The following is an 18,516-nucleotide window of genomic DNA, read 5'->3' as shown; positions in this document are numbered from 1 at the left end:
CCAATCTACCGCGCGCCTCCTCGTTGGTCTGGGGCCTCGGCCCGAACCGCCATCCGGGCCTCTCGGCTAGGCCGTCTCTCCGGCGGTTTCACCCGACGCTTGCGAGGCGGCGGCCTTCTTTGGCGCCGTCACCGTCACGGATCCACCGGCCTTCTCGACCGCCTCCAGGGCGCCCTTGGAGGCACCGGCCACGGTTACGTTAACTTTGGCTTTCAACTCGCCGTTCGCAAGCAGACGCACGCCATCTCGCGATCGTTTGAACAGCCCCGCCGCCTGCATGGCCGCAGCGTCGATCGGCTGCGCAGCATCCAGCTTGCCGGCATCGATCGCCGCTTGCAACCGGCCGAGGTTCACCTCAACGTAGTTGCGCCGGAAGATGTTGGTGAAGCCGCGCTTCGGCAGACGGCGATGCAACGGCATCTGACCGCCCTCGAATCCCTTGATGGCAACGCCGCTGCGGGCTTTGGCGCCCTTGTGCCCCTTGCCCGAGGTCTTGCCCAAGCCGGAACCGATGCCGCGACCGACGCGCTTGCGGGCCTTGCGGGCACCTGAATTGTCAGCCAGCTCGTTGAGCTTCATCTCACCTGCGTCCTTCTCGTCCAGCGGGCGCCTCCCAAGGCTCCCGCGCCGCCACTCCAGCGACGGGCTTATTCGACCACTCGCACCAAGTGGGGGATCTTCTCGATCATTCCGCGCACAGCGGGCGTATCCTCCAGCTCGCGCACATGACCGATACGGCGCAGACCAAGCCCCTTCAGCGTATCCGCCTGCCCCGGCTTGCGACCGTGGCCGCTGCTGATCTGCTGCACCTTCACGCTCTTCTTCTTGGCCGCCATGGTCCTTACTCCGTGATCTCGGCGCCGTTCGAGGCCGGCTCGCCGCGCTTACCGACGATGTCGGAGACCTTCTTGCCACGGCGCTGCGCGACCATGCGCGGCGACTGCATGTCCTTCAAAGCCTCGAAGGTGGCCTGGATCATGTTGTAGGGGTTTTGCGTCCCCATCGACTTGGCCACCACATCCTGAACGCCAAGACACTCGAAAATGGCGCGCATCGGGCCGCCGGCGATGATCCCGGTGCCCGGAGGCGCGGCGCGCATCACCACGCGACCGGCGCCGAAGACGCCGCGCATGTCGTGATGCAGCGTGCGGCCTTCGCGCAGCGGCACGCGCACCATGCCCTTCTTTGCGGACTCGGTCGCCTTGCGGATCGCCTCAGGCACCTCGCGCGCCTTGCCGTGGCCGAAGCCGACGCGGCCGCGCTGATCGCCGACCACCACGAGCGCGGCGAAGCCGAAGCGACGGCCGCCCTTGACCACCTTGGCCACGCGGTTGATGCCGACGAGCTTATCGACGATGTCCGAGTCTTCGCGGCGATCGTCACGTGAGGGTCGTGCCATAGTCTCTCAGTCCCGTTTCTGCCCGCTGCGAACCAGGCTTAGAAGTTCAAGCCGCCGGTCCGTGCGGCGTCGGCCAGGGCCTTCACCCGGCCGTGATAGATGTAAGCGCCACGGTCGAAAACCACCTGCTCGACGCCCTTGGACTTGGCGCGCTCGGCCAACAGCTTGCCAACGGCCTCCGCCGCGGCCCGGTCGGCCCCAGTCTTGAGCTGGGGCCGCAGATCCTTGTCGAGGCTCGACGCCGCCGCCAGGGTCACGCCCTGGGCGTCGTCGATCACCTGCGCATAGATATGCTTCGAGGAGCGAAAGACGCTGAGGCGCGGACGCCCGCGGGCCTTCTTGCTCAGGTCGTTGCGAACCCGGCGGGCACGGCGGCGCAGAACTTTGGATTTGCTCAGCATGGCGGTTACTTCTTCTTGCCTTCCTTGCGGATGATCTGCTCGTCGGCGTAGCGAATGCCCTTGCCCTTGTAGGGCTCCGGTCCGCGCATGGCACGGACCACCGCCGCCATCTGCCCGACCAGTTGCTTGTCCGCCCCGTGGATCGAGATGGCCGTCGGCCGCTCGCACTTGACGGTCAGACCCTCGGGGATCGGATAGTTGATGTCGTGGCTGTAGCCGAGCTGCAGGTTCAGGGTCTTGCCCTGTACCGCCGCACGGTAGCCGACACCTGTGATCTCGAGGTTCTTCGTGAAGCCCTCGTTCACCCCAATTACCAGGTTCTGGATCCGGGCGCGGGCCGTGCCCCACATGGCGCGGGCCTGCTTCGAATTGTCGACCGGCTTCACGGTCACCTGACCGCCGTCGAGCGCAATGGCTACGTCGTCGGTCGAGGTGTAGCTCAACTGACCCAGCTTGCCCTTGGCCGTGACCGTGCGACCGTCGACCTTGACATCGACACCGCCGGGCACCTCGACCGGATTGTTACCTACGCGCGACATGTCACTCTCACTCCGTTCGAACCCTCCGACCGGCGTCTTAGAAGACGCGGCAGAGTACCTCGCCGCCCACGTTCTCGGCCCGCGCCTGATGGTCAGCCATCACGCCCTTCGGCGTCGAGAGGATCGCGATGCCGAGACCGTTGTAGAAGCGCGGCAGCTCCTTGATCTTCGAATAGACGCGCCGCCCGGGCTTGGACACGCGGGCGATCTCGCGGATCACCGGAGCGCCGTCGTGGTACTTCAACTGCACCTCGATCTGCCCGTGACCGCGGTCGTCGCTGCCCTCCGCGTAGTCGCGGATGTAGCCCTCGCGCTTCAACACGTCCAGCACGTTCAGGCGCAGCTTCGAATGCGGTGTAAGAACCGCGGACTTGCCGGCACGCTGCGCGTTGCGAATGCGGGTCAGCAGGTCCCCGAGGGGATCGCTCATAGCCATGACGCCGCTACTCCTTCCCTACCAGCTCGACTTGACCATGCCCGGAATCTGGCCGGTCGAGGCCAGGTCGCGCAGGGCAATGCGAGACATCTTCAGACGACGGTAGAAGCCACGCGGCCGGCCCGTCACTTCGCAGCGGTTGCGCACGCGCGTCTTGGACGCGTTGCGCGGCAACTCCGCAAGCTTGAGGAACGCCTGGAAGCGCTCTTCCGGCTGCAGCGAACGGTCTTTGGCGACCGCCTTGAGCTCCGCCCGCTTGGCCGCAAAACGCTTGGCCATTCTCTGGCGTCGCTTGTTCTTCTCTACTGCAGACTTCTTAGCCATTGCGTCTACCCTTTCGCCGTTATCCGTCGTAGCCGTTGAACTACTGCCGGAACGGCATGTCGAAGTTGGCGAGGAGCGCACGGGCCTCCTCGTCGTTCTTGGCCGTGGTGCAGATCACGATATCCATACCCCGGACCTCGTCGATCTGGTCGTATTCGATCTCCGGAAAGACCAGCTGTTCCTTCAGGCCCATCGAAAAGTTGCCGCGTCCGTCGAAGGACTTGCCGTTGAGACCGCGGAAGTCGCGGACGCGCGGCAAGGCGATGTTCACCAGACGGTCGAGGAACTCATACATCCGCTCGCGGCGCAGCGTGACCTTGCAGCCGATCGCCATGCCCTCGCGCAGTTTGAAGCCGGCGATCGACTTGCGCGCCTTGGTCACCACCGGCTTCTGGCCGGAGATGGCCGAAAGCTCCTGAACGGCGCTGTCGAGCTTCTTGCGATCCGCGACCGCCTCGCCGACGCCCATGTTGATCACGATCTTCTCGAGCTTCGGCACCTGGAAGTCGTTCTTGTAGCCGTAGGCCTCTTTCATGGCCGGCTTGACGACCGTCTGATAGTGCTCACGCATGCGGGCAGCCATGGATCTCGTCCTCAGTCGCGTCTTTAGCTGTCGATCGGCGCGCCGGAGCGCTTGGCGAAGCGCACCTTGCGGCCCTCGACGAAACGGTAACCGACACGGGTCGGGCGATCGCTCGCCTCCGGGTCGACGTGGGCGACGTTCGAGATGTGGATCGGGGCCTCCATCTCGACGATCCCGCCCTGCGGGTTCTGGGCACTCGGCCGCTGATGGCGCTTGACCAGGTTGGCGCCCTGGACGAGCACGCGGTCGTCCTGACGGTCGACCCGCAGCACCTCGCCGACCACACCCTTGGAGCGGCCGACGACGACGATCACCCGATCGCCCTTCTTGATCTTCACTTTCTTCATCACAGCACCTCGGGCGCCAGCGAAACGATCTTCATGAACCGCTTGGCGCGCAGTTCGCGGGTCACCGGACCGAAAATACGCGTACCGATCGGCTCGTTCTGCTTGTTCAGCAGCACCGCCGCGTTGCGGTCGAACCGGATCGTCGTGCCGTCGGCCCGGCGCAGGTCCTTCGCCGTCCGCACGATGACGGCGCGATGCACGTCGCCCTTCTTCACGCGGCCGCGCGGGATCGCCTCCTTGACCGAGACGACGATCACATCACCGACGCTGGCAAAGCGCCGGTTCGATCCGCCCAGCACCTTGATGCACTGCACCCTGCGCGCACCCGAGTTATCGGCCACGTCGAGGTTCGTCTGCATCTGAATCATGACGCTCTACTCCTAAACCCTCGTACCGGACCGAAATCAGCCCTGTGTCGCGCCAGTGTCGGCCGCCCCGCCTTGGACGGCTCCGTCCTGGGCACCGGTGTAAATCACTTTCCACTTCTTGGACTTCGAGATCGGCGCGCACTCGACGATGCGGACGGTCTCGCCTTCCTGGCAGCGGTTTTCCTCGTCATGCGCGTGGTAGCGCTTCGAGTTCTTGATGAACTTCTTGTACAGCGGGTGCATGACGCGGCGTTCGACCTGAACGGTGACCGTCTTGTTCATCTTGGTCGACACCACGGTGCCCTGCAGGACGCGACGCGGCATGGTGACTTACTCCTTGTTGGCCTGCGCCTGAGCGGTCCGCTCGCGCAGGATCGTCTTGATGCGCGCGATGTCACGGCGCACCAGCCGCTTGCGCGTCGTATTCTCGAGCTGGCCGCTGGCTGCCTGGAAGCGCAGATTGAAGGCCTCCTTACGCAGACCCAGCAGATCCTGCTTCAACTCGTCTTCGCTCTTGGTGCGCAGATCGGTCACTTTCATCTCACCCTACTCCCTGTCTCCCGCCTGGGCCTCAGTCGGCCGTCGGACGAGCGACGAACTTGGTACGCACCGGCAACTTGGCGGCAGCGCGGATAAAGGCCTCGCGCGCCAGCTCTTCGGACACGCCGTCGAGCTCGAACATGATACGGCCCGGCTTGACCCGGCAGGCCCACCACTCGGGAGAGCCCTTACCCTTGCCCTGGCGCACCTCGGCTGGCTTCTGCGACACGGGCACGTCCGGGAACACGCGGATCCAGAGCTTGCCGACGCGGCGCATGTGGCGCGTGATGGCACGGCGCGCGGCCTCGATCTGGCGCGCGGAAATCCGCTCCGGCGTGGTCGCCTTCAGCCCGTACTGACCGAAGGCCAGCGTCGTTCCGCCTTTGGCAGAGCCGTGGATGCGGCCCTTGTGCTGCTTGCGGAATTTTGTGCGCTTCGGCTGCAGCATCTCTCTTCCAGTCCTTCTCGAACGTCCAGGCGCGCGGTAGCGCGGTTAGCCGCGACCGGCCGGGCCGGTCTGCAATTCGGTGTGGCGCTTCTCGCTGGCCAAGGGATCGTGCGCCAGGATCTCGCCCTTGAAGACCCAGACCTTGACCCCGCAGGTGCCGTAGGTCGTGATCGCCGTGGAAACGCCGTAATCGATGTCGGCGCGCAGAGTGTGCAGAGGCACGCGCCCCTCGCGATACCACTCGGTGCGCGCGATCTCCGCGCCGCCCAGACGGCCGCCGCAGTTGATCCGGATGCCCTGGGCACCGAGCCGCATCGCCGCCTGCACCGCGCGCTTCATCGCACGGCGGAAGGCCACGCGCCGCTCAAGCTGCTGCGCGATGGAATCGGCGATCAACTGCGCATCGATCTCCGGCTTGCGGATCTCGACGATGGAGAGGTGCACTTCACCGCCGGTCATCTTCGACAGCTCGCTGCGCAGCTTCTCGATGTCGGCACCCTTCTTGCCGATCACCACGCCCGGCCGGGCCGTGTGGATGGTAATCCGCGCACGTTTGGCGGGCCGCTCGATCACGACTTTCGACACGCCGGCCTGGCTCAAGCGCTTCTTCAGGAAGGCGCGCAGCTTGAGGTCTTCGTGCAGAAGGTCGGCGTAATCCTTGCCGGCGATCCAGCGCGAGTCCCAGGTGCGGTTGATGCCGAGACGCAGACCGATCGGATTGACTTTGTGACCCATGACTTAAGCTTCCTCGCGCTCGCGGACGACCACCCGCAGGCGGCTGAAGGGCTTCTGAATGCGACCCACGCGGCCGCGGGCCCGAGGCCGGAACCGACGCATGACCATCGACTTGCCCACGCTCGCTTCGGCCACCATCAGACGGTCCACGTCGAGCTGGTGGTTGTTCTCGGCGTTGGCGATCGCGCTCTGCAACACCTTGCGGACATCCTGCGCGATCCGACGCTTGCTGAACTGCAGTTCGGCGAGCGCGGTCTGCGCGGACTTTCCGCGGATCAAGCCAGCGACGAGATTGAGCTTCTGCGGCGAGACCCGCAGGTTGCGAACCATCGCCATCGCCTCGTTGTCGGCCAGCTGGCGCTCCATCTTGGGCTTGCCCATGGCCTACTTCCTCTTCGCCTTCTTGTCGGCCGCATGCCCGTAGAACGTCCGGGTCGGCGCGAATTCACCGAGCTTGTGGCCGACCATGTTCTCGGTCACCAGCACCGGCAGGAACTTCTGGCCGTTGTAGACGCCGAAGGTCAGGCCGACGAACTGCGGCATGATGGTCGAGCGTCGCGACCAGGTCTTGATGATGTCGTTACGGCCCGAATCGCGGGACTTATCGGCCTTCTTCAGCAGATAAGCGTCGACGAAGGGACCTTTCCAAATTGAACGCGCCATGCTCCCGCCCCCTACTTCTTGGCGTGCCGGCGCCGGACGATCAGCGCATCGGTCTTCTTGTTCTGACGAGTCCGGTGACCCTTTGTCGGCTTACCGGTCGGCGTGACCGGGTGACGGCCGCCCGAGGTGCGGCCTTCGCCGCCGCCGTGGGGGTGGTCGACCGGGTTCATGGCAACGCCGCGCACCGAGGGGCGCCGACCGAGCCAACGGTTCCGTCCTGCCTTGCCCAGGCTGATGTTCTGCTGATCGGGGTTCGAGACCGCCCCGACCGAGGCCATGCAGTCGCCGCGCACCATACGCACCTCGCCGCTCGACAGACGCAGCAGCGCATAGCCCTGGTCGCGACCGACCAGCTGGACGTAGGTACCGGCAGCCCGCGCCATTTGACCGCCCTTGCCGGGCTTCAGCTCGACGTTGTGCACGATGGTTCCGACCGGAATGCTGCGCAGGGGCATGGCGTTGCCCGGCTTCACGTCGGTGCGGTTGTCCGCCACCACGGTGTCGCCCGGTGCAAGACGCTGCGGCGCCAGAATGTAGGCCTGCTCGCCATCCTCGTAGGAGATCAAGGCGATGAAGGCGCTGCGGTTGGGATCGTACTCCAACCGCTCGACGGTCGCCGGAACACCCCACTTGCGCCGCTTGAAGTCGATGATCCGATAGGTCCGCTTGTGCCCCCCGCCGCGCCGACGCGCCGTGACATGGCCCTGGTTGTTGCGGCCGCCGGACTTGCTGAGGCCTTCGGTCAACTTCTTGACCGGCTTGCCCTTCCAGAGGCCGCTGCGATCGACGATCGTCAGCTGCCGCTGGCCCGGCGTGATCGGATTGAAGGTCTTGAGCGCCATAACTCTGATCTCGCCCCTTAGATACCGGTGGTCACGTCGATGGCGTGACCGTCCTCGAGGGTGACGTAGGCCTTCTTGAAGTCGGAGCGCTGGCCGAGGCGACCTCGGAAGCGCTTGACCTTGCCCTTCTGGATGGCGGTGTTGACCGCCTTGACCTTGACCTTGAACAGCCCCTCGACGGCCGCCTTGATCTCAGGCTTCTTGGCATCCAACGGCACCTGGAAAGCGACCTGGCCGTGTTCGCCGCCCAGGGTCGTCTTCTCGGTCACCAAAGGGCGACGAATCAGCTCGTACATGCGCTCTTGGGAGAGCTGCAGATCGAGCTTCTTGCGCGGGCGTGCCCTGCTCATTTCAACCGTGCCTCCAGTGCTTCGACCGCGGCGCGCGTCAGCACCAGGCGATCGCGACGCAGGATGTCGTAAACGTTCGCGCCCTGCTGCGGCAGCAGATCGACACCCTTGATGTTGCGCGCGGCCCGTTCGAACTGCGTGTCGATCTCCGGACCATCGATGATCAGGGCGTTGTCCCACCCCAGCTTGGCGAGTTGCTCGACCAGCGACTTGGTCTTGTGGGTCTCGGCCTTGGCCGTCTCCAGCACCGCCAGCTTGCCGTCCTTGGCCTTCGCCGAGAGCGCGCACTTCAGACCGAGCGCACGCACCTTCTTCGGCAGATCGAAGCCGTGATCGCGCGGCAAGGGGCCGTGCACGACGCCGCCGCCGCGCATGATGTTGGTCTTCAGGTTGCCGCGGCGTGCCCGGCCCGTCCCCTTCTGGCGATAGGCCTTCTTGGTGGTGCCGACGATCTCGCTGCGGCCCTTGGCCTTGTGCGTTCCCGCCCGGCGCTTGGCAAGCTGCCAGGTCACGACGCGGTGCAAGATATCGCGGCGCACCTCGACCCCGAAGATCGACTCGTCGAGCTCGATCTGACCGGCGGTCTCGTTGGCGAGCGTGGTGACGTCCAGCTTCATGACTTAGGAGTCCTTCTTCTCTTCGCCGCCGTCACCGCCGGACTCCGCACCGGAGTCCGTGGCCGCATCCTCGCTGGCCGGCGCCTCGGGCGCCGCGTCGGCTTCAGGTGCGGCTGCCTCTGCGGCCGTCTCCTCGGCGGGCGCTCCCTCGGCAGACGCCTCCTCGGCCGGGGCCTCTTCCTCGGCGGCCCGCACGGCACCAGGATAGGGCGCGTCATCCGGCCGGCTGCGCTTCACCGCATCGCAGACCGTGACCCAGCCGCCCTCGGACCCGGGGACCGCACCGCGGATCAGAATCAAGCCGCGCTCGACGTCAACCTTGACCACCCGCAAGTTCTGAGTGGTCACCCGGCCGTCACCCATGTGCCCGGCCATCTTCTTGTTCTTGAAGACCTTGCCCGGATCCTGGTTCTGACCGGTGGAGCCATGCGCACGGTGCGAGATCGAAACACCGTGGCTAGCCCGCATGCCGCCGAAACCGTGGCGCTTGATGACGCCGGCAAAGCCCTTACCGATCGAGGTGCCCGCCACGTCCACGAACTGACCCGGCAGGAAATGATCCACGGTCAGCTCGCTGCCGACCTCGATCATGGCATCCTCGGCCACCCGGAACTCAACCAGACGCTTGCGCGGAGCGACCTTCGCCTTAGCGAAACGCTCGCGCTCCGGCTTACTCACACGACTCACCTTGGCCGCGCCGACACCGAGCTGCAGGGCCGCATAACCGTCCCGCTCGGTGGTGCGCTGCGCAGTGACGTAGCAGCCATCGACCTTCAGCACGGTGACCGGCACGTGAGCGCCTTCGCTATCGAAGACCCGCGTCATGCCAACTTTCTGAGCGATCAGACCCGTACGCATAACCCTAGCCCTTCAGCTTGATCTCGACGTCCACGCCGGAAGCGAGGTCGAGCTTCATCAGCGCGTCCACGGTCTGCGGCGTCGGATCGACGATGTCGAGCAGCCGCTTGTGCGTGCGGATTTCGAACTGCTCGCGGCTCTTCTTGTCGATGTGCGGCGACCGCAGCACGGTGAAGCGCTCGATTTTCGTGGGCAAGGGAATCGGGCCACGGACCTGCGCACCGGTGCGCTTGGCCGTGTTCACGATCTCACCCGTCGACTGATCCAGCACCCGATGATCGAAGGCTTTCAGGCGGATGCGGATATTTTGGCTTTCCATGGCTTGCTCGACCGCTCTTATCCGAGAAACGACGAAGGGTCCCGACGTTCGCCGCGAGACCCTTCCCGCTTCAAAACTCCACTACTCGACGATTTTGGAGACGACGCCGGCGCCGACGGTGCGGCCGCCTTCGCGGATCGCGAAGCGCAGGCCCTCGTCCATGGCGATCGGCGCGATCAGCGTCACTTCCATCGACACGTTGTCGCCCGGCATCACCATCTCCGTGCCTTCCGGCAGCGTGCACACACCCGTCACGTCCGTCGTCCGGAAGTAAAACTGAGGACGGTAGTTCGTGAAGAACGGCGTGTGGCGGCCGCCCTCCTCCTTCGTCAGGATGTAGGCCTCGCACGAGAACTTCGTGTGCGGCGTGATCGTCCCCGGCTTCGCCAGAACCTGACCACGCTCAACGTCCTCGCGACCCACGCCGCGCAGCAGCGCGCCGACGTTGTCGCCAGCCTCGCCCTGGTCCAGCAGCTTGCGGAACATCTCGACGCCCGTCACCGTCGACTTCTGCGTGTCGCGCAGACCGACGATCTCCACCTCCTCGCCGACCTTCACCACACCCCGCTCGATGCGGCCCGTCACAACCGTGCCGCGGCCCGAGATCGAGAAAACGTCCTCGATCGGCATCAGGAACGGCTGGTCCTTCGGACGCTCCGGCGTCGGAATGTAGGCGTCAACCTCCTTCATCAGGGCCTGGATCGCCTCCTTGCCCAGCGTCGCATCGCTGTCCTCCAGCGCCGCCAGCGCAGAGCCCTTCACGATCGGAATGTCGTCGCCCGGGAAGTCGTAGGAGCTCAGAAGCTCGCGAACCTCAAGCTCGACCAGCTCCAGCAGCTCCTCGTCGTCAACCATGTCGCACTTGTTCAGGAACACCACCAGCGCCGGAACACCAACCTGGCGCGCCAGCAGAATGTGCTCACGCGTCTGCGGCATCGGGCCGTCCGCAGCCGAGACAACCAGGATCGCGCCGTCCATCTGCGCCGCACCCGTGATCATGTTCTTCACGTAGTCCGCGTGACCCGGGCAGTCCACATGCGCGTAGTGACGGTTGTCCGTCTCGTACTCAACATGCGCCGTCGAAATCGTAATACCGCGCGCCTTCTCCTCAGGCGCCTTGTCGATCGCGTCGTACGCCATAAACTCCGCGCCGCCAGCCTCAGCCATCACCTTCGTGATCGCTGCCGTCAAAGACGTCTTGCCATGGTCAACGTGACCAATCGTTCCAATGTTGCAGTGCGGCTTGTTTCGCTCAAACTTCGCTTTCGACATCTTCCTCGCTCCACCTCTCGGCGCGGGCCCGCCTGTATGCCAGGTTCATCGGGCCGGAGTGTTGTTAAACGCTTCTCTTAAGCCAGCTTCGCCTTGACCTCGTCGGCCACGGCTTGCGGCACCTTCTCGTAGTGGGAGAAGTGCATGGTGTACTGGGCGCGGCCCTGACTCATGGACCGCAGGGTATTGACGTAGCCGAACATGTTGGCCAGCGGCACCATGGCGTCGATCACACGCGCAATGCCGCGCTGATCCATGCCGGACACGTTGCCGCGACGACTGTTCAGGTCGCCGATGATGTCGCCCATGTACTCTTCCGGGGTCACCACCTCGACCTTCATGATCGGCTCGAGCAGGCTCGGACCGGCCTTCGGCAGCCCCTCGCGGAAGGCCGCGCGGGCCGCGATCTCGAAGGCCAGCACCGACGAGTCGACGTCGTGGTAGGCGCCGTCGATCAGCGTCGCCTTGTAGTCGATCACCGGGAAACCCGCGACCACACCGCTGTCGTTCGACTGCTTCAGGCCCTTCTCGACGCCCGGCACATACTCCTTGGGCACCGATCCGCCGACCACGGCGTTCTCGAAAAGGAAACCGCTGCCGGCTTCCAGCGGCTCGAAGACCAGCTTGATGCGGGCGAACTGACCAGAACCACCGGTCTGCTTCTTGTGGGTGTAGTCTACCTCGGTCTGACGGGAGATGGTCTCGCGATAGGCAACCTGAGGCGCGCCGACGTTGGCGTCGACCTTAAACTCGCGCCGCATGCGGTCGACGATGATGTCGAGATGCAGCTCGCCCATCCCCTTGATGACCGTCTGGCCACTCTCCTGGTCAGTCGCGACCTGAAAGGAGGGATCTTCCTGAGCCAGGCGGTTCAAGGCGATCGACATCTTCTCCATGTCGGCCTTGGTCTTCGGCTCGACGGCGACCTCGATCACCGGATCGGGGAACTCCATGCGCTCCAGCACGATCGGCTTGGAGGGATCGCAGAGCGTGTCACCCGTGGTGGTGTCCTTCAGGCCGGCGATCGCGACGATGTCGCCTGCCAGAGCCTCGTCGATCTCTTCCCGGTGGTTCGCATGCATCAGGAGCATGCGGCCGACGCGCTCGCGGTTGTTCTTCACCGAGTTCAGCACCGAGCTGCCCTTGGTGATCTTACCCGAGTAGATGCGCACGAAGGTCAGTGATCCGACAAAGGGGTCCGTCATGATCTTGAAAGCCAGACCGGACATGGGCGCATCGTCGTTCGACGGGCGGCTGTCGACCTCGTCGCTGTCCGGCTTCACGCCCTGCACGTCGACCACGTCCTTCGGCGAAGGCATAAAGTCGACCACAGCGTCAAGCAGCGGCTGAACGCCCTTATTCTTGAAGGCGGAGCCCAGCAGAACAGGCACGAAGGCCAGGCCGCAGGCACCCTTACGAATCAGCTGCTTGAGCGCGTCCGCATCGGGCTCCTCGCCCTCGAGATAGGCCTCCATGGCGGCCTCGTCCTGCTCGACAGCAAGCTCCACCAGCTTCTCGCGATATTCCGCGGCCTGGTCGGCCAGATCGGCGGGAATGTCGGTCACGTCCCACTCGGCACCCAGGGACTCGTCACGCCAGACCAGAGCCTTCATGGCAATCAGGTCGACGACGCCGGCGAAATCGCTCTCGGCGCCGATCGGCAGCTGACAGACCAACGGGGTCGCGCCAAGCCGGTCCACGATCATGTCGACGCAACGGAAGAAGTCCGCGCCGGTGCGGTCCATCTTGTTGACGAAGCACATCCGCGGAACCTTGTACTTGTCCGCCTGACGCCAGACCGTCTCGGACTGAGGCTCCACGCCGGCAACCGAGTCAAAGACCGCGACCGCACCATCGAGCACGCGTAGAGACCGCTCGACCTCGATGGTGAAGTCGACGTGACCGGGCGTGTCGATGATGTTGATGCGGTGGTCGTTCCAGAAACAGGTCGTCGCGGCGGAGGTGATCGTAATGCCGCGCTCTTGCTCCTGCTCCATCCAGTCCATGGTGGCGGCACCCTCGTGCACCTCGCCGATCTTATGGGAGCGGCCGGTGTAGTAGAGGATGCGCTCGGTCGTCGTCGTCTTACCGGCATCGATGTGGGCCATGATGCCAATGTTTCGGTAGCGCTCGAGCGGTGTCTGGCGGGACGACATGATGCTTGTTCCTTCAGCGTCTCGGCAGGTTCGGTTACCAGCGGTAGTGCGAGAAGGCACGGTTGGCTTCGGCCATCCGGTGCGTGTCTTCCCGCTTCTTCACGGCCGCGCCGCGGTTGCTGGAGGCATCCAGCAATTCGTTCGCCAGACGGGCCGTCATGGTGGTCTCGGACCGGCTGCGCGACGCGCTGATCAGCCAGCGGATGGCCAGAGCCTGCGCACGATCGGAGCGCACCTCGACCGGCACCTGATAGGTGGCGCCGCCGACACGGCGCGAGCGCACCTCGACATCGGGCTTCACGTTGTCCAGCGCTTCGTGGAACACGCGCAAGGGATCGTTGCCGCCCTTGGAGGCCACGCGGTCGAACGCACCGTAGACGATTCGCTCGGCAACCGACTTCTTGCCGTCGCGCATGAGGTTACTCATGAACTTCGTCACCACCCGGTCGCCGAACTTGGCGTCGGGGAGAACCTCTCGCTTTTCAGCCCGATGACGACGGGACATCGCAGACTACTCCATCCGTGGCGGCGAAAGGCGGCGTCGCCCAGCAGATCCGTCGCCGCCGCTCCCATGAACGAAACATTCCAAGGGAACGAAACAAACGACGGACCGCCGACGAGACACCGCCGAACGGCCCTATTCATCTTCAACCAGGTTGCGCTCTCGCGGAGCGAGCAGCGGATCGAGGTTAAATTGACCCCTCTCCAATGCTTCGGCCACCCGATGCGGATCCGAAGATCCAACTTTCCGTGTACCTATATGGAGTTGCGTCTAAGCCGCCTGAGGCACCTACCACCAACTCCCCTGTAGGAACGGCGCGGAACATACGCACCGCACCTGTGGGCGTCAAGGAAAAGCAAAGGATTTTTTACCGTCCGGAGAGCGTCGAAACGGGGCGGGAGCGGCGACACCCACCGCCCGTAACGGCCAGCGCCACAAGCTCGATGATCTCGCTGTTCACCCAAAGCGCGAAAACGGCAGTTTGCGGTTTCATTCTGTCGCTTCGGGCCACTTGCGAGTCAGAAAAGAACAGCGGGCGAAGCTGGAAAGCTTCGCCCGCCGATCCGTCAAGATTCCAGCGTCTTGGCGTCGAGTTAGGCCACGGAGGCAGATCCGTCGCCCGACTCCGCCTCCACCGCCGCCGCGGCTTCCGCCTCGGCAGCCGCCGCAGCCTCAAGCTCCGCCTGATTACGCTCCGCCTCGATCACGGAGTCGCGTTCGGCGGCCACCCGCTTCAAGCGGTTGATGACCGAACCGGTGCCGGCCGGGATCAGGCGACCGACGATCACGTTCTCCTTGAGGCCGATCAGGTTGTCCATCTTGCCGTTGACCGCGGCCTCCGTCAGGACGCGCGTGGTCTCCTGGAACGACGCCGCCGAGATGAAGGAGCGGGTCTGCAGGCTGGCCTTGGTGATGCCCTGAAGCACCGGCCGGCCCTTCGCCGGGATCCCGTTGTCGAGCAGGGCCCGATTGTTGGCCTCCTCGTACTCGTCGCGATCGACCTGCTCGCCGACCAGGAAGGTGGTGTCTCCGCCCTCCAGGATCTCGACCTTCTGCAGCATCTGGCGAACGATCACCTCGATGTGCTTGTCGCTGATCTTCACGCCCTGCAGGCGGTAGACGCTCTGGATCTCGTTGACGAGATACTCGGCCAGAGCCTCGACCCCCAGAATATCCAGGATGTCGTGAGGCACGGGATTGCCGTCCATCAGCAGGTCGCCGACGCGCACGTAGTCGCCTTCCTGAACCGCCAGGTGCTTGCCCTTCGGGATCAGGTATTCGACCGCATCGCCGCCGTCCTCCGGCCGCACCACGATCCGCCGCTTGGTCTTGTAGTCGCGGCCGAACTCGACGCGCCCTTCGGAGTCGCTGATGATCGCGTAGTCCTTCGGCTTGCGGGCCTCGAACAGCTCCGCCACGCGCGGCAGACCACCCGTGATGTCACGCGTCTTGGTCGACTCCCGAGGAATACGCGCCAGCACGTCGCCGGCCCGTACGGTCGCACCGTTCTCGACCGACAGGATGGCGTCCACCGACATGAAGTAGCGGGCCTCCGTGCCGTTCGGCAGGGTGACGACCTCGCCCTTCTCGTCGCGCAGGGTGACGCGCGGCCGCAGGTCCGCACCGCGCGGCTGCTGCTTCCAGTCTGTCACCACACGGCTTGAGATGCCGGTGGTCTCGTCGGTGACCTCGCGCATGGAGAGGCCCTCGATGAGGTCGACGTAGTTCGCGATCCCCTCCTTCTCGGTGATGATGGGGATCGTGTAGGGATCCCACTCGGCCAGCTTCTGGCCCTTCGTCACCTTGCTCTCGTCGTCGACCAGCAGCCGGGCGCCGTAGGGAACCCGATAACGAGACCGCTCGCGTCCGCCCTCGTCGACCAGCACGACCTCCAGGTTGCGGCCCATGACAACGGGCACGCCCTCGGAGTTTCCGACCACGTTCTTGTTCTTGATCTGAACCGTGGCCTCGTGGCTGGCCTCCACGCTCGACTGCTCCGCCCCACGCTGGGCGGCGCCGCCGATGTGGAAGGTCCGCATGGTCAGCTGCGTGCCCGGCTCGCCGATCGACTGAGCCGCGATCACACCGATGGCCTCGCCGATGTTGACCTCCGTACCGCGGGCCAGATCGCGCCCGTAGCAGCGAGCGCAGATCCCGCTGCGGGACTCGCAGGTCAGCGGCGAGCGGATCTTCACCGTGTCCAGGCCGGCCGTATCGATGCGCTCGATCAGATCCTCGGTGATCATCTCGTTGCGCTTGACGATGACCTCGCCCGACAGGGGGTCGATCACGTCCTCGTTGGCGAAGCGCCCGAGAATGCGGTCAGACAGCGGGGCGATGGTCTCGCCCCCCTCGACCACGGCCGTGATGGTCAGGCCCTGATCGGTACCGCAGTCCTCCTCGACGATGATCGCATCCTGCGCCACGTCGACGAGACGACGGGTGAGATACCCGGAGTTCGCCGTCTTGAGCGCCGTGTCGGCCAGGCCCTTCCGGGCGCCGTGGGTGGAGTTGAAGTACTCCAGGACGCTCAGACCCTCCTTGAAGTTGGAGATGATTGGCGTCTCGATGATCTCGCCCGACGGCTTGGCCATCAGGCCGCGCATGCCGGCCAGCTGCTTGATCTGGGTTGGCGAACCACGCGCCCCGGAGTGGGCCATCATGTAGACCGAGTTGATGTCCATGCCCTTCGAGCCGGACATCACCTTCATCATCTCGTCGGCCACCTTGTCCGTGGTGTTCGACCAGACGTCGACGACCTTGTTGTACTTCTCGCCGCGGGTGATCAGGCCTTCCTGATACTGCGACTCGAACTCCTTCACCTGGTCGGTCGCCTCTTCCACCAGCTTGTGCTTGGCGTCGGGGATAATCAGGTCGTCCTTGCCGAAGGAGATGCCGGCGCGGCAGGCCTGGGTGAAGCCAAGCTTCATCAGACGGTCGCAGAAGATCACCGATTCCTTCTGACCGCAGTGGCGGTAGACGGTATCGATCACCTCGCCGATTTCCTTCTTGGTCAACACGCGGTTGATCAAGCGGAAGGGCACGTTCTTGTGGCGCGGCAACAGCTGGTAGAGCTGCAGACGTCCAGGCGTGGTCTCGACCACCTGATCCGAATGGACGCCTTCGGCATCGACCAGATCGAGACGGGCCTTGACCTTCGCATGCAGCGAGACGGCACCGCTGTTGAGGGCGTGATCCACCTCGCCCATGTCGGCGAAGACCATGCCCTCGCCGACCTCTTTCTCGGATTCCATCGCCAGGTAGTAGATGCCAAGCACAATGTCCTGGGACGGCACGATGATCGGCTTGCCGTTGGCCGGGCTGAGGATGTTGTTGGTCGACATCATCAGCACGCGGGCTTCCAACTGCGCCTCGAGCGACAGCGGCACGTGTACCGCCATCTGGTCGCCGTCGAAGTCGGCGTTGAAGGCCGTGCAGACCAGCGGATGAAGCTGGATCGCCTTGCCCTCGATCAGCACCGGCTCGAAGGCCTGGATGCCGAGGCGGTGCAGCGTCGGCGCGCGGTTCAGCAGAACCGGGTGCTCGCGAATCACCTCTTCCAGGATGTCCCAGACCTCGGGCCGCTCCTTCTCCACCATGCGCTTGGCCGCCTTGATGGTGGAGGCCATGCCGTAGAGTTCGAGCTTCGAGTAGATGAAGGGCTTGAAGAGCTCCAGCGCCATCTTCTTCGGCAGGCCGCACTCGTGCAGCTTGAGTTCCGGGCCGACCACGATGACCGACCGGCCGGAATAGTCGACGCGCTTGCCGAGCAGGTTCTGGCGGAAGCGGCCCTGCTTGCCCTTCAGCATGTCGGACAGCGACTTGAGCGGACGCTTGTTGGCGCCGGTGATCACACGGCCGCGCCGGCCGTTATCGAACAGCGCGTCCACCGCCTCCTGCAGCATGCGCTTTTCGTTGCGCACGATGATGTCCGGCGCACGCAGCTCGATCAGCCGCTTCAAGCGGTTGTTCCGGTTGATGACGCGGCGGTAGAGATCGTTGAGGTCGGAGGTCGCGAAACGGCCGCCATCGAGCGGAACCAGCGGACGCAACTCCGGCGGAATGACCGGAACGACGTCCAGGATCATCCACTCCGGACGCCCTCGGGATTCAATGAAGGCCTCGATCAGCTTCAGGCGCTTGACGAACTTCTTGCGCTTGACCTCGCTGTTGGTCTCCTTGAGGTCGACACGCAGCTTGTCTCGCTCGCTCTCCAGATCGATGGCGCTCAGCATCGACTTCAGCGCCTCGGCGCCGATCATTGCGGTGAAAGAGTCCTCGCCGTACTCGTCCTGGAAATCGAGAAACTCCTCTTCCGACAGAAGCTGATGCAGCTTCAGCGGGGTCAGGCCCGGTTCGGTGACCACGTAGTTCTCGAAGTAGAGAACCCGCTCGAGGTCCTTCAGCGTCATGTCGATCAGCAGACCGATCCGGCTGGGCAGCGACTTCAGGAACCAGATGTGCGCGACCGGGCTGGCCAGCTCGATGTGGCCCATGCGCTCGCGGCGGACCTTGGAAAGGGTCACCTCGACGCCGCACTTCTCGCAGATCACGCCGCGGAACTTCATCCGCTTGTACTTGCCGCAGAGGCACTCGTAGTCCTTGATCGGCCCGAAGATCCGGGCGCAGAAGAGGCCGTCGCGCTCCGGCTTGAAGGTCCGGTAGTTGATGGTCTCCGGTTTCTTGATCTCACCGAACGACCAGGAGCGGATCTGCTCGGGGCTCGCGATCGCGATACGGATCTGATCGAAGCTCTGCGGGCCGCTCGACTGGCCGAAGATGTTCATCAAGTCGTTCATTAGGTTGGCTCCGCTTAT

The 18,516-nt window shown here is 64.5% G+C and carries 24 protein-coding genes and 1 pseudogene; all 25 read right to left on the bottom strand.

Features of this window, described 5'->3' with window-relative positions; translation table 11 throughout:
- Window positions 1–66 precede the first annotated feature (66 nt).
- The 25 genes and pseudogenes from rplO to rpoC all read right to left on the bottom strand — a co-directional run bounded on the left by rplO (window position 67) and on the right by rpoC (window position 18,498).
- A complete protein-coding gene (gene rplO, locus ACO054_RS04960; RefSeq protein ID WP_421709334.1) occupies window positions 67–579 on the bottom strand; it encodes a 50S ribosomal protein L15 in 513 nt (170 codons plus the stop codon).
- A 68-nt stretch (window positions 580–647) separates the two neighbouring features.
- On the bottom strand, window positions 648–836 hold the full coding sequence (gene rpmD / locus ACO054_RS04955) for a 50S ribosomal protein L30 (protein ID WP_119169228.1): 189 nt from the start codon (window positions 834–836) through the stop codon (window positions 648–650).
- Window positions 837–841: 5 nt separating this feature from the next.
- Window positions 842–1,399: a 30S ribosomal protein S5 gene (rpsE, locus tag ACO054_RS04950; RefSeq protein ID WP_421709333.1), complete on the bottom strand. Its 558-nt coding sequence runs from the start codon at window positions 1,397–1,399 to the stop codon at window positions 842–844.
- A 38-nt stretch (window positions 1,400–1,437) separates the two neighbouring features.
- Complete coding sequence (gene rplR, locus ACO054_RS04945) at window positions 1,438–1,800, bottom strand: 50S ribosomal protein L18 (protein ID WP_421709332.1); 363 nt, start codon at window positions 1,798–1,800, stop codon at window positions 1,438–1,440.
- A gap of 5 nt (window positions 1,801–1,805) precedes the next feature.
- A complete protein-coding gene (gene rplF, locus ACO054_RS04940) occupies window positions 1,806–2,339 on the bottom strand; it encodes a 50S ribosomal protein L6 (RefSeq protein WP_421709331.1) in 534 nt (177 codons plus the stop codon).
- A gap of 37 nt (window positions 2,340–2,376) precedes the next feature.
- Complete coding sequence (gene rpsH, locus ACO054_RS04935; protein WP_119169232.1) at window positions 2,377–2,775, bottom strand: 30S ribosomal protein S8; 399 nt, start codon at window positions 2,773–2,775, stop codon at window positions 2,377–2,379.
- 18 nt (window positions 2,776–2,793) lie between these two features.
- A complete protein-coding gene (gene rpsN / locus ACO054_RS04930; protein WP_421709330.1) occupies window positions 2,794–3,099 on the bottom strand; it encodes a 30S ribosomal protein S14 in 306 nt (101 codons plus the stop codon).
- A 40-nt stretch (window positions 3,100–3,139) separates the two neighbouring features.
- On the bottom strand, window positions 3,140–3,682 hold the full coding sequence (gene rplE, locus ACO054_RS04925) for a 50S ribosomal protein L5 (protein ID WP_421709329.1): 543 nt from the start codon (window positions 3,680–3,682) through the stop codon (window positions 3,140–3,142).
- 23 nt (window positions 3,683–3,705) lie between these two features.
- On the bottom strand, window positions 3,706–4,029 hold the full coding sequence (gene rplX, locus ACO054_RS04920; protein ID WP_421709328.1) for a 50S ribosomal protein L24: 324 nt from the start codon (window positions 4,027–4,029) through the stop codon (window positions 3,706–3,708).
- Complete coding sequence (rplN, locus tag ACO054_RS04915) at window positions 4,029–4,397, bottom strand: 50S ribosomal protein L14 (protein ID WP_375595408.1); 369 nt, start codon at window positions 4,395–4,397, stop codon at window positions 4,029–4,031. The genes rplX and rplN overlap by 1 nt, the downstream gene beginning before the upstream one ends.
- A gap of 36 nt (window positions 4,398–4,433) precedes the next feature.
- Window positions 4,434–4,721 (bottom strand): 30S ribosomal protein S17, encoded by a 288-nt coding sequence (gene rpsQ / locus ACO054_RS04910; RefSeq protein WP_421709327.1) that lies wholly within the window; start codon window positions 4,719–4,721, stop codon window positions 4,434–4,436.
- Window positions 4,722–4,727: 6 nt separating this feature from the next.
- A complete protein-coding gene (rpmC, locus tag ACO054_RS04905; RefSeq protein ID WP_421709326.1) occupies window positions 4,728–4,937 on the bottom strand; it encodes a 50S ribosomal protein L29 in 210 nt (69 codons plus the stop codon).
- Between the two features lie 31 nt (window positions 4,938–4,968).
- On the bottom strand, window positions 4,969–5,385 hold the full coding sequence (gene rplP, locus ACO054_RS04900) for a 50S ribosomal protein L16 (RefSeq protein WP_421709325.1): 417 nt from the start codon (window positions 5,383–5,385) through the stop codon (window positions 4,969–4,971).
- 45 nt (window positions 5,386–5,430) lie between these two features.
- A complete protein-coding gene (gene rpsC, locus ACO054_RS04895) occupies window positions 5,431–6,120 on the bottom strand; it encodes a 30S ribosomal protein S3 (RefSeq protein WP_421709324.1) in 690 nt (229 codons plus the stop codon).
- 3 nt (window positions 6,121–6,123) lie between these two features.
- The gene (rplV, locus tag ACO054_RS04890) at window positions 6,124–6,501 is read right to left on the bottom strand and encodes a 50S ribosomal protein L22 (RefSeq protein WP_421709323.1); all 378 of its coding nucleotides are present in this window, start codon (window positions 6,499–6,501) and stop codon (window positions 6,124–6,126) included.
- A 3-nt stretch (window positions 6,502–6,504) separates the two neighbouring features.
- On the bottom strand, window positions 6,505–6,783 hold the full coding sequence (gene rpsS / locus ACO054_RS04885) for a 30S ribosomal protein S19 (RefSeq protein WP_119169242.1): 279 nt from the start codon (window positions 6,781–6,783) through the stop codon (window positions 6,505–6,507).
- Between the two features lie 11 nt (window positions 6,784–6,794).
- Window positions 6,795–7,625 (bottom strand): 50S ribosomal protein L2, encoded by an 831-nt coding sequence (gene rplB / locus ACO054_RS04880; RefSeq protein ID WP_421709322.1) that lies wholly within the window; start codon window positions 7,623–7,625, stop codon window positions 6,795–6,797.
- A 17-nt stretch (window positions 7,626–7,642) separates the two neighbouring features.
- The gene (locus tag ACO054_RS04875) at window positions 7,643–7,975 is read right to left on the bottom strand and encodes a 50S ribosomal protein L23 (RefSeq protein ID WP_421709321.1); all 333 of its coding nucleotides are present in this window, start codon (window positions 7,973–7,975) and stop codon (window positions 7,643–7,645) included.
- Window positions 7,972–8,592, bottom strand: coding sequence for a 50S ribosomal protein L4 (rplD, locus tag ACO054_RS04870; RefSeq protein WP_421709320.1), 621 nt, complete (start codon window positions 8,590–8,592; stop codon window positions 7,972–7,974). The genes ACO054_RS04875 and rplD overlap by 4 nt, the downstream gene beginning before the upstream one ends.
- Window positions 8,593–8,775: 183 nt before the next feature.
- A pseudogene (rplC, locus tag ACO054_RS04865) lies at window positions 8,776–9,450 on the bottom strand (50S ribosomal protein L3); the annotation flags it as partial.
- Between the two features lie 4 nt (window positions 9,451–9,454).
- The gene (gene rpsJ, locus ACO054_RS04860; protein ID WP_119169247.1) at window positions 9,455–9,769 is read right to left on the bottom strand and encodes a 30S ribosomal protein S10; all 315 of its coding nucleotides are present in this window, start codon (window positions 9,767–9,769) and stop codon (window positions 9,455–9,457) included.
- An 81-nt stretch (window positions 9,770–9,850) separates the two neighbouring features.
- On the bottom strand, window positions 9,851–11,041 hold the full coding sequence (gene tuf / locus ACO054_RS04855; protein ID WP_421709319.1) for an elongation factor Tu: 1,191 nt from the start codon (window positions 11,039–11,041) through the stop codon (window positions 9,851–9,853).
- A gap of 77 nt (window positions 11,042–11,118) precedes the next feature.
- Complete coding sequence (gene fusA / locus ACO054_RS04850; protein ID WP_421709318.1) at window positions 11,119–13,197, bottom strand: elongation factor G; 2,079 nt, start codon at window positions 13,195–13,197, stop codon at window positions 11,119–11,121.
- 34 nt (window positions 13,198–13,231) lie between these two features.
- Window positions 13,232–13,702, bottom strand: a complete 471-nt coding sequence (gene rpsG, locus ACO054_RS04845; RefSeq protein ID WP_421709317.1) for a 30S ribosomal protein S7 — start codon at window positions 13,700–13,702, stop codon at window positions 13,232–13,234.
- Between the two features lie 590 nt (window positions 13,703–14,292).
- On the bottom strand, window positions 14,293–18,498 hold the full coding sequence (gene rpoC / locus ACO054_RS04840; protein WP_421709316.1) for a DNA-directed RNA polymerase subunit beta': 4,206 nt from the start codon (window positions 18,496–18,498) through the stop codon (window positions 14,293–14,295).
- Between the last annotated feature and the right edge of the window lie 18 nt (window positions 18,499–18,516).

The sequence above is a fragment of the Algihabitans sp. genome, assembly GCF_965226985.1.
In the GTDB taxonomy this organism is placed as follows: domain Bacteria; phylum Pseudomonadota; class Alphaproteobacteria; order Kiloniellales; family DSM-21159; genus Algihabitans.
The sequence above is the reverse complement of the archived record's forward strand: the minus strand, read 5'-3'. Positions and strand labels throughout refer to the sequence as shown.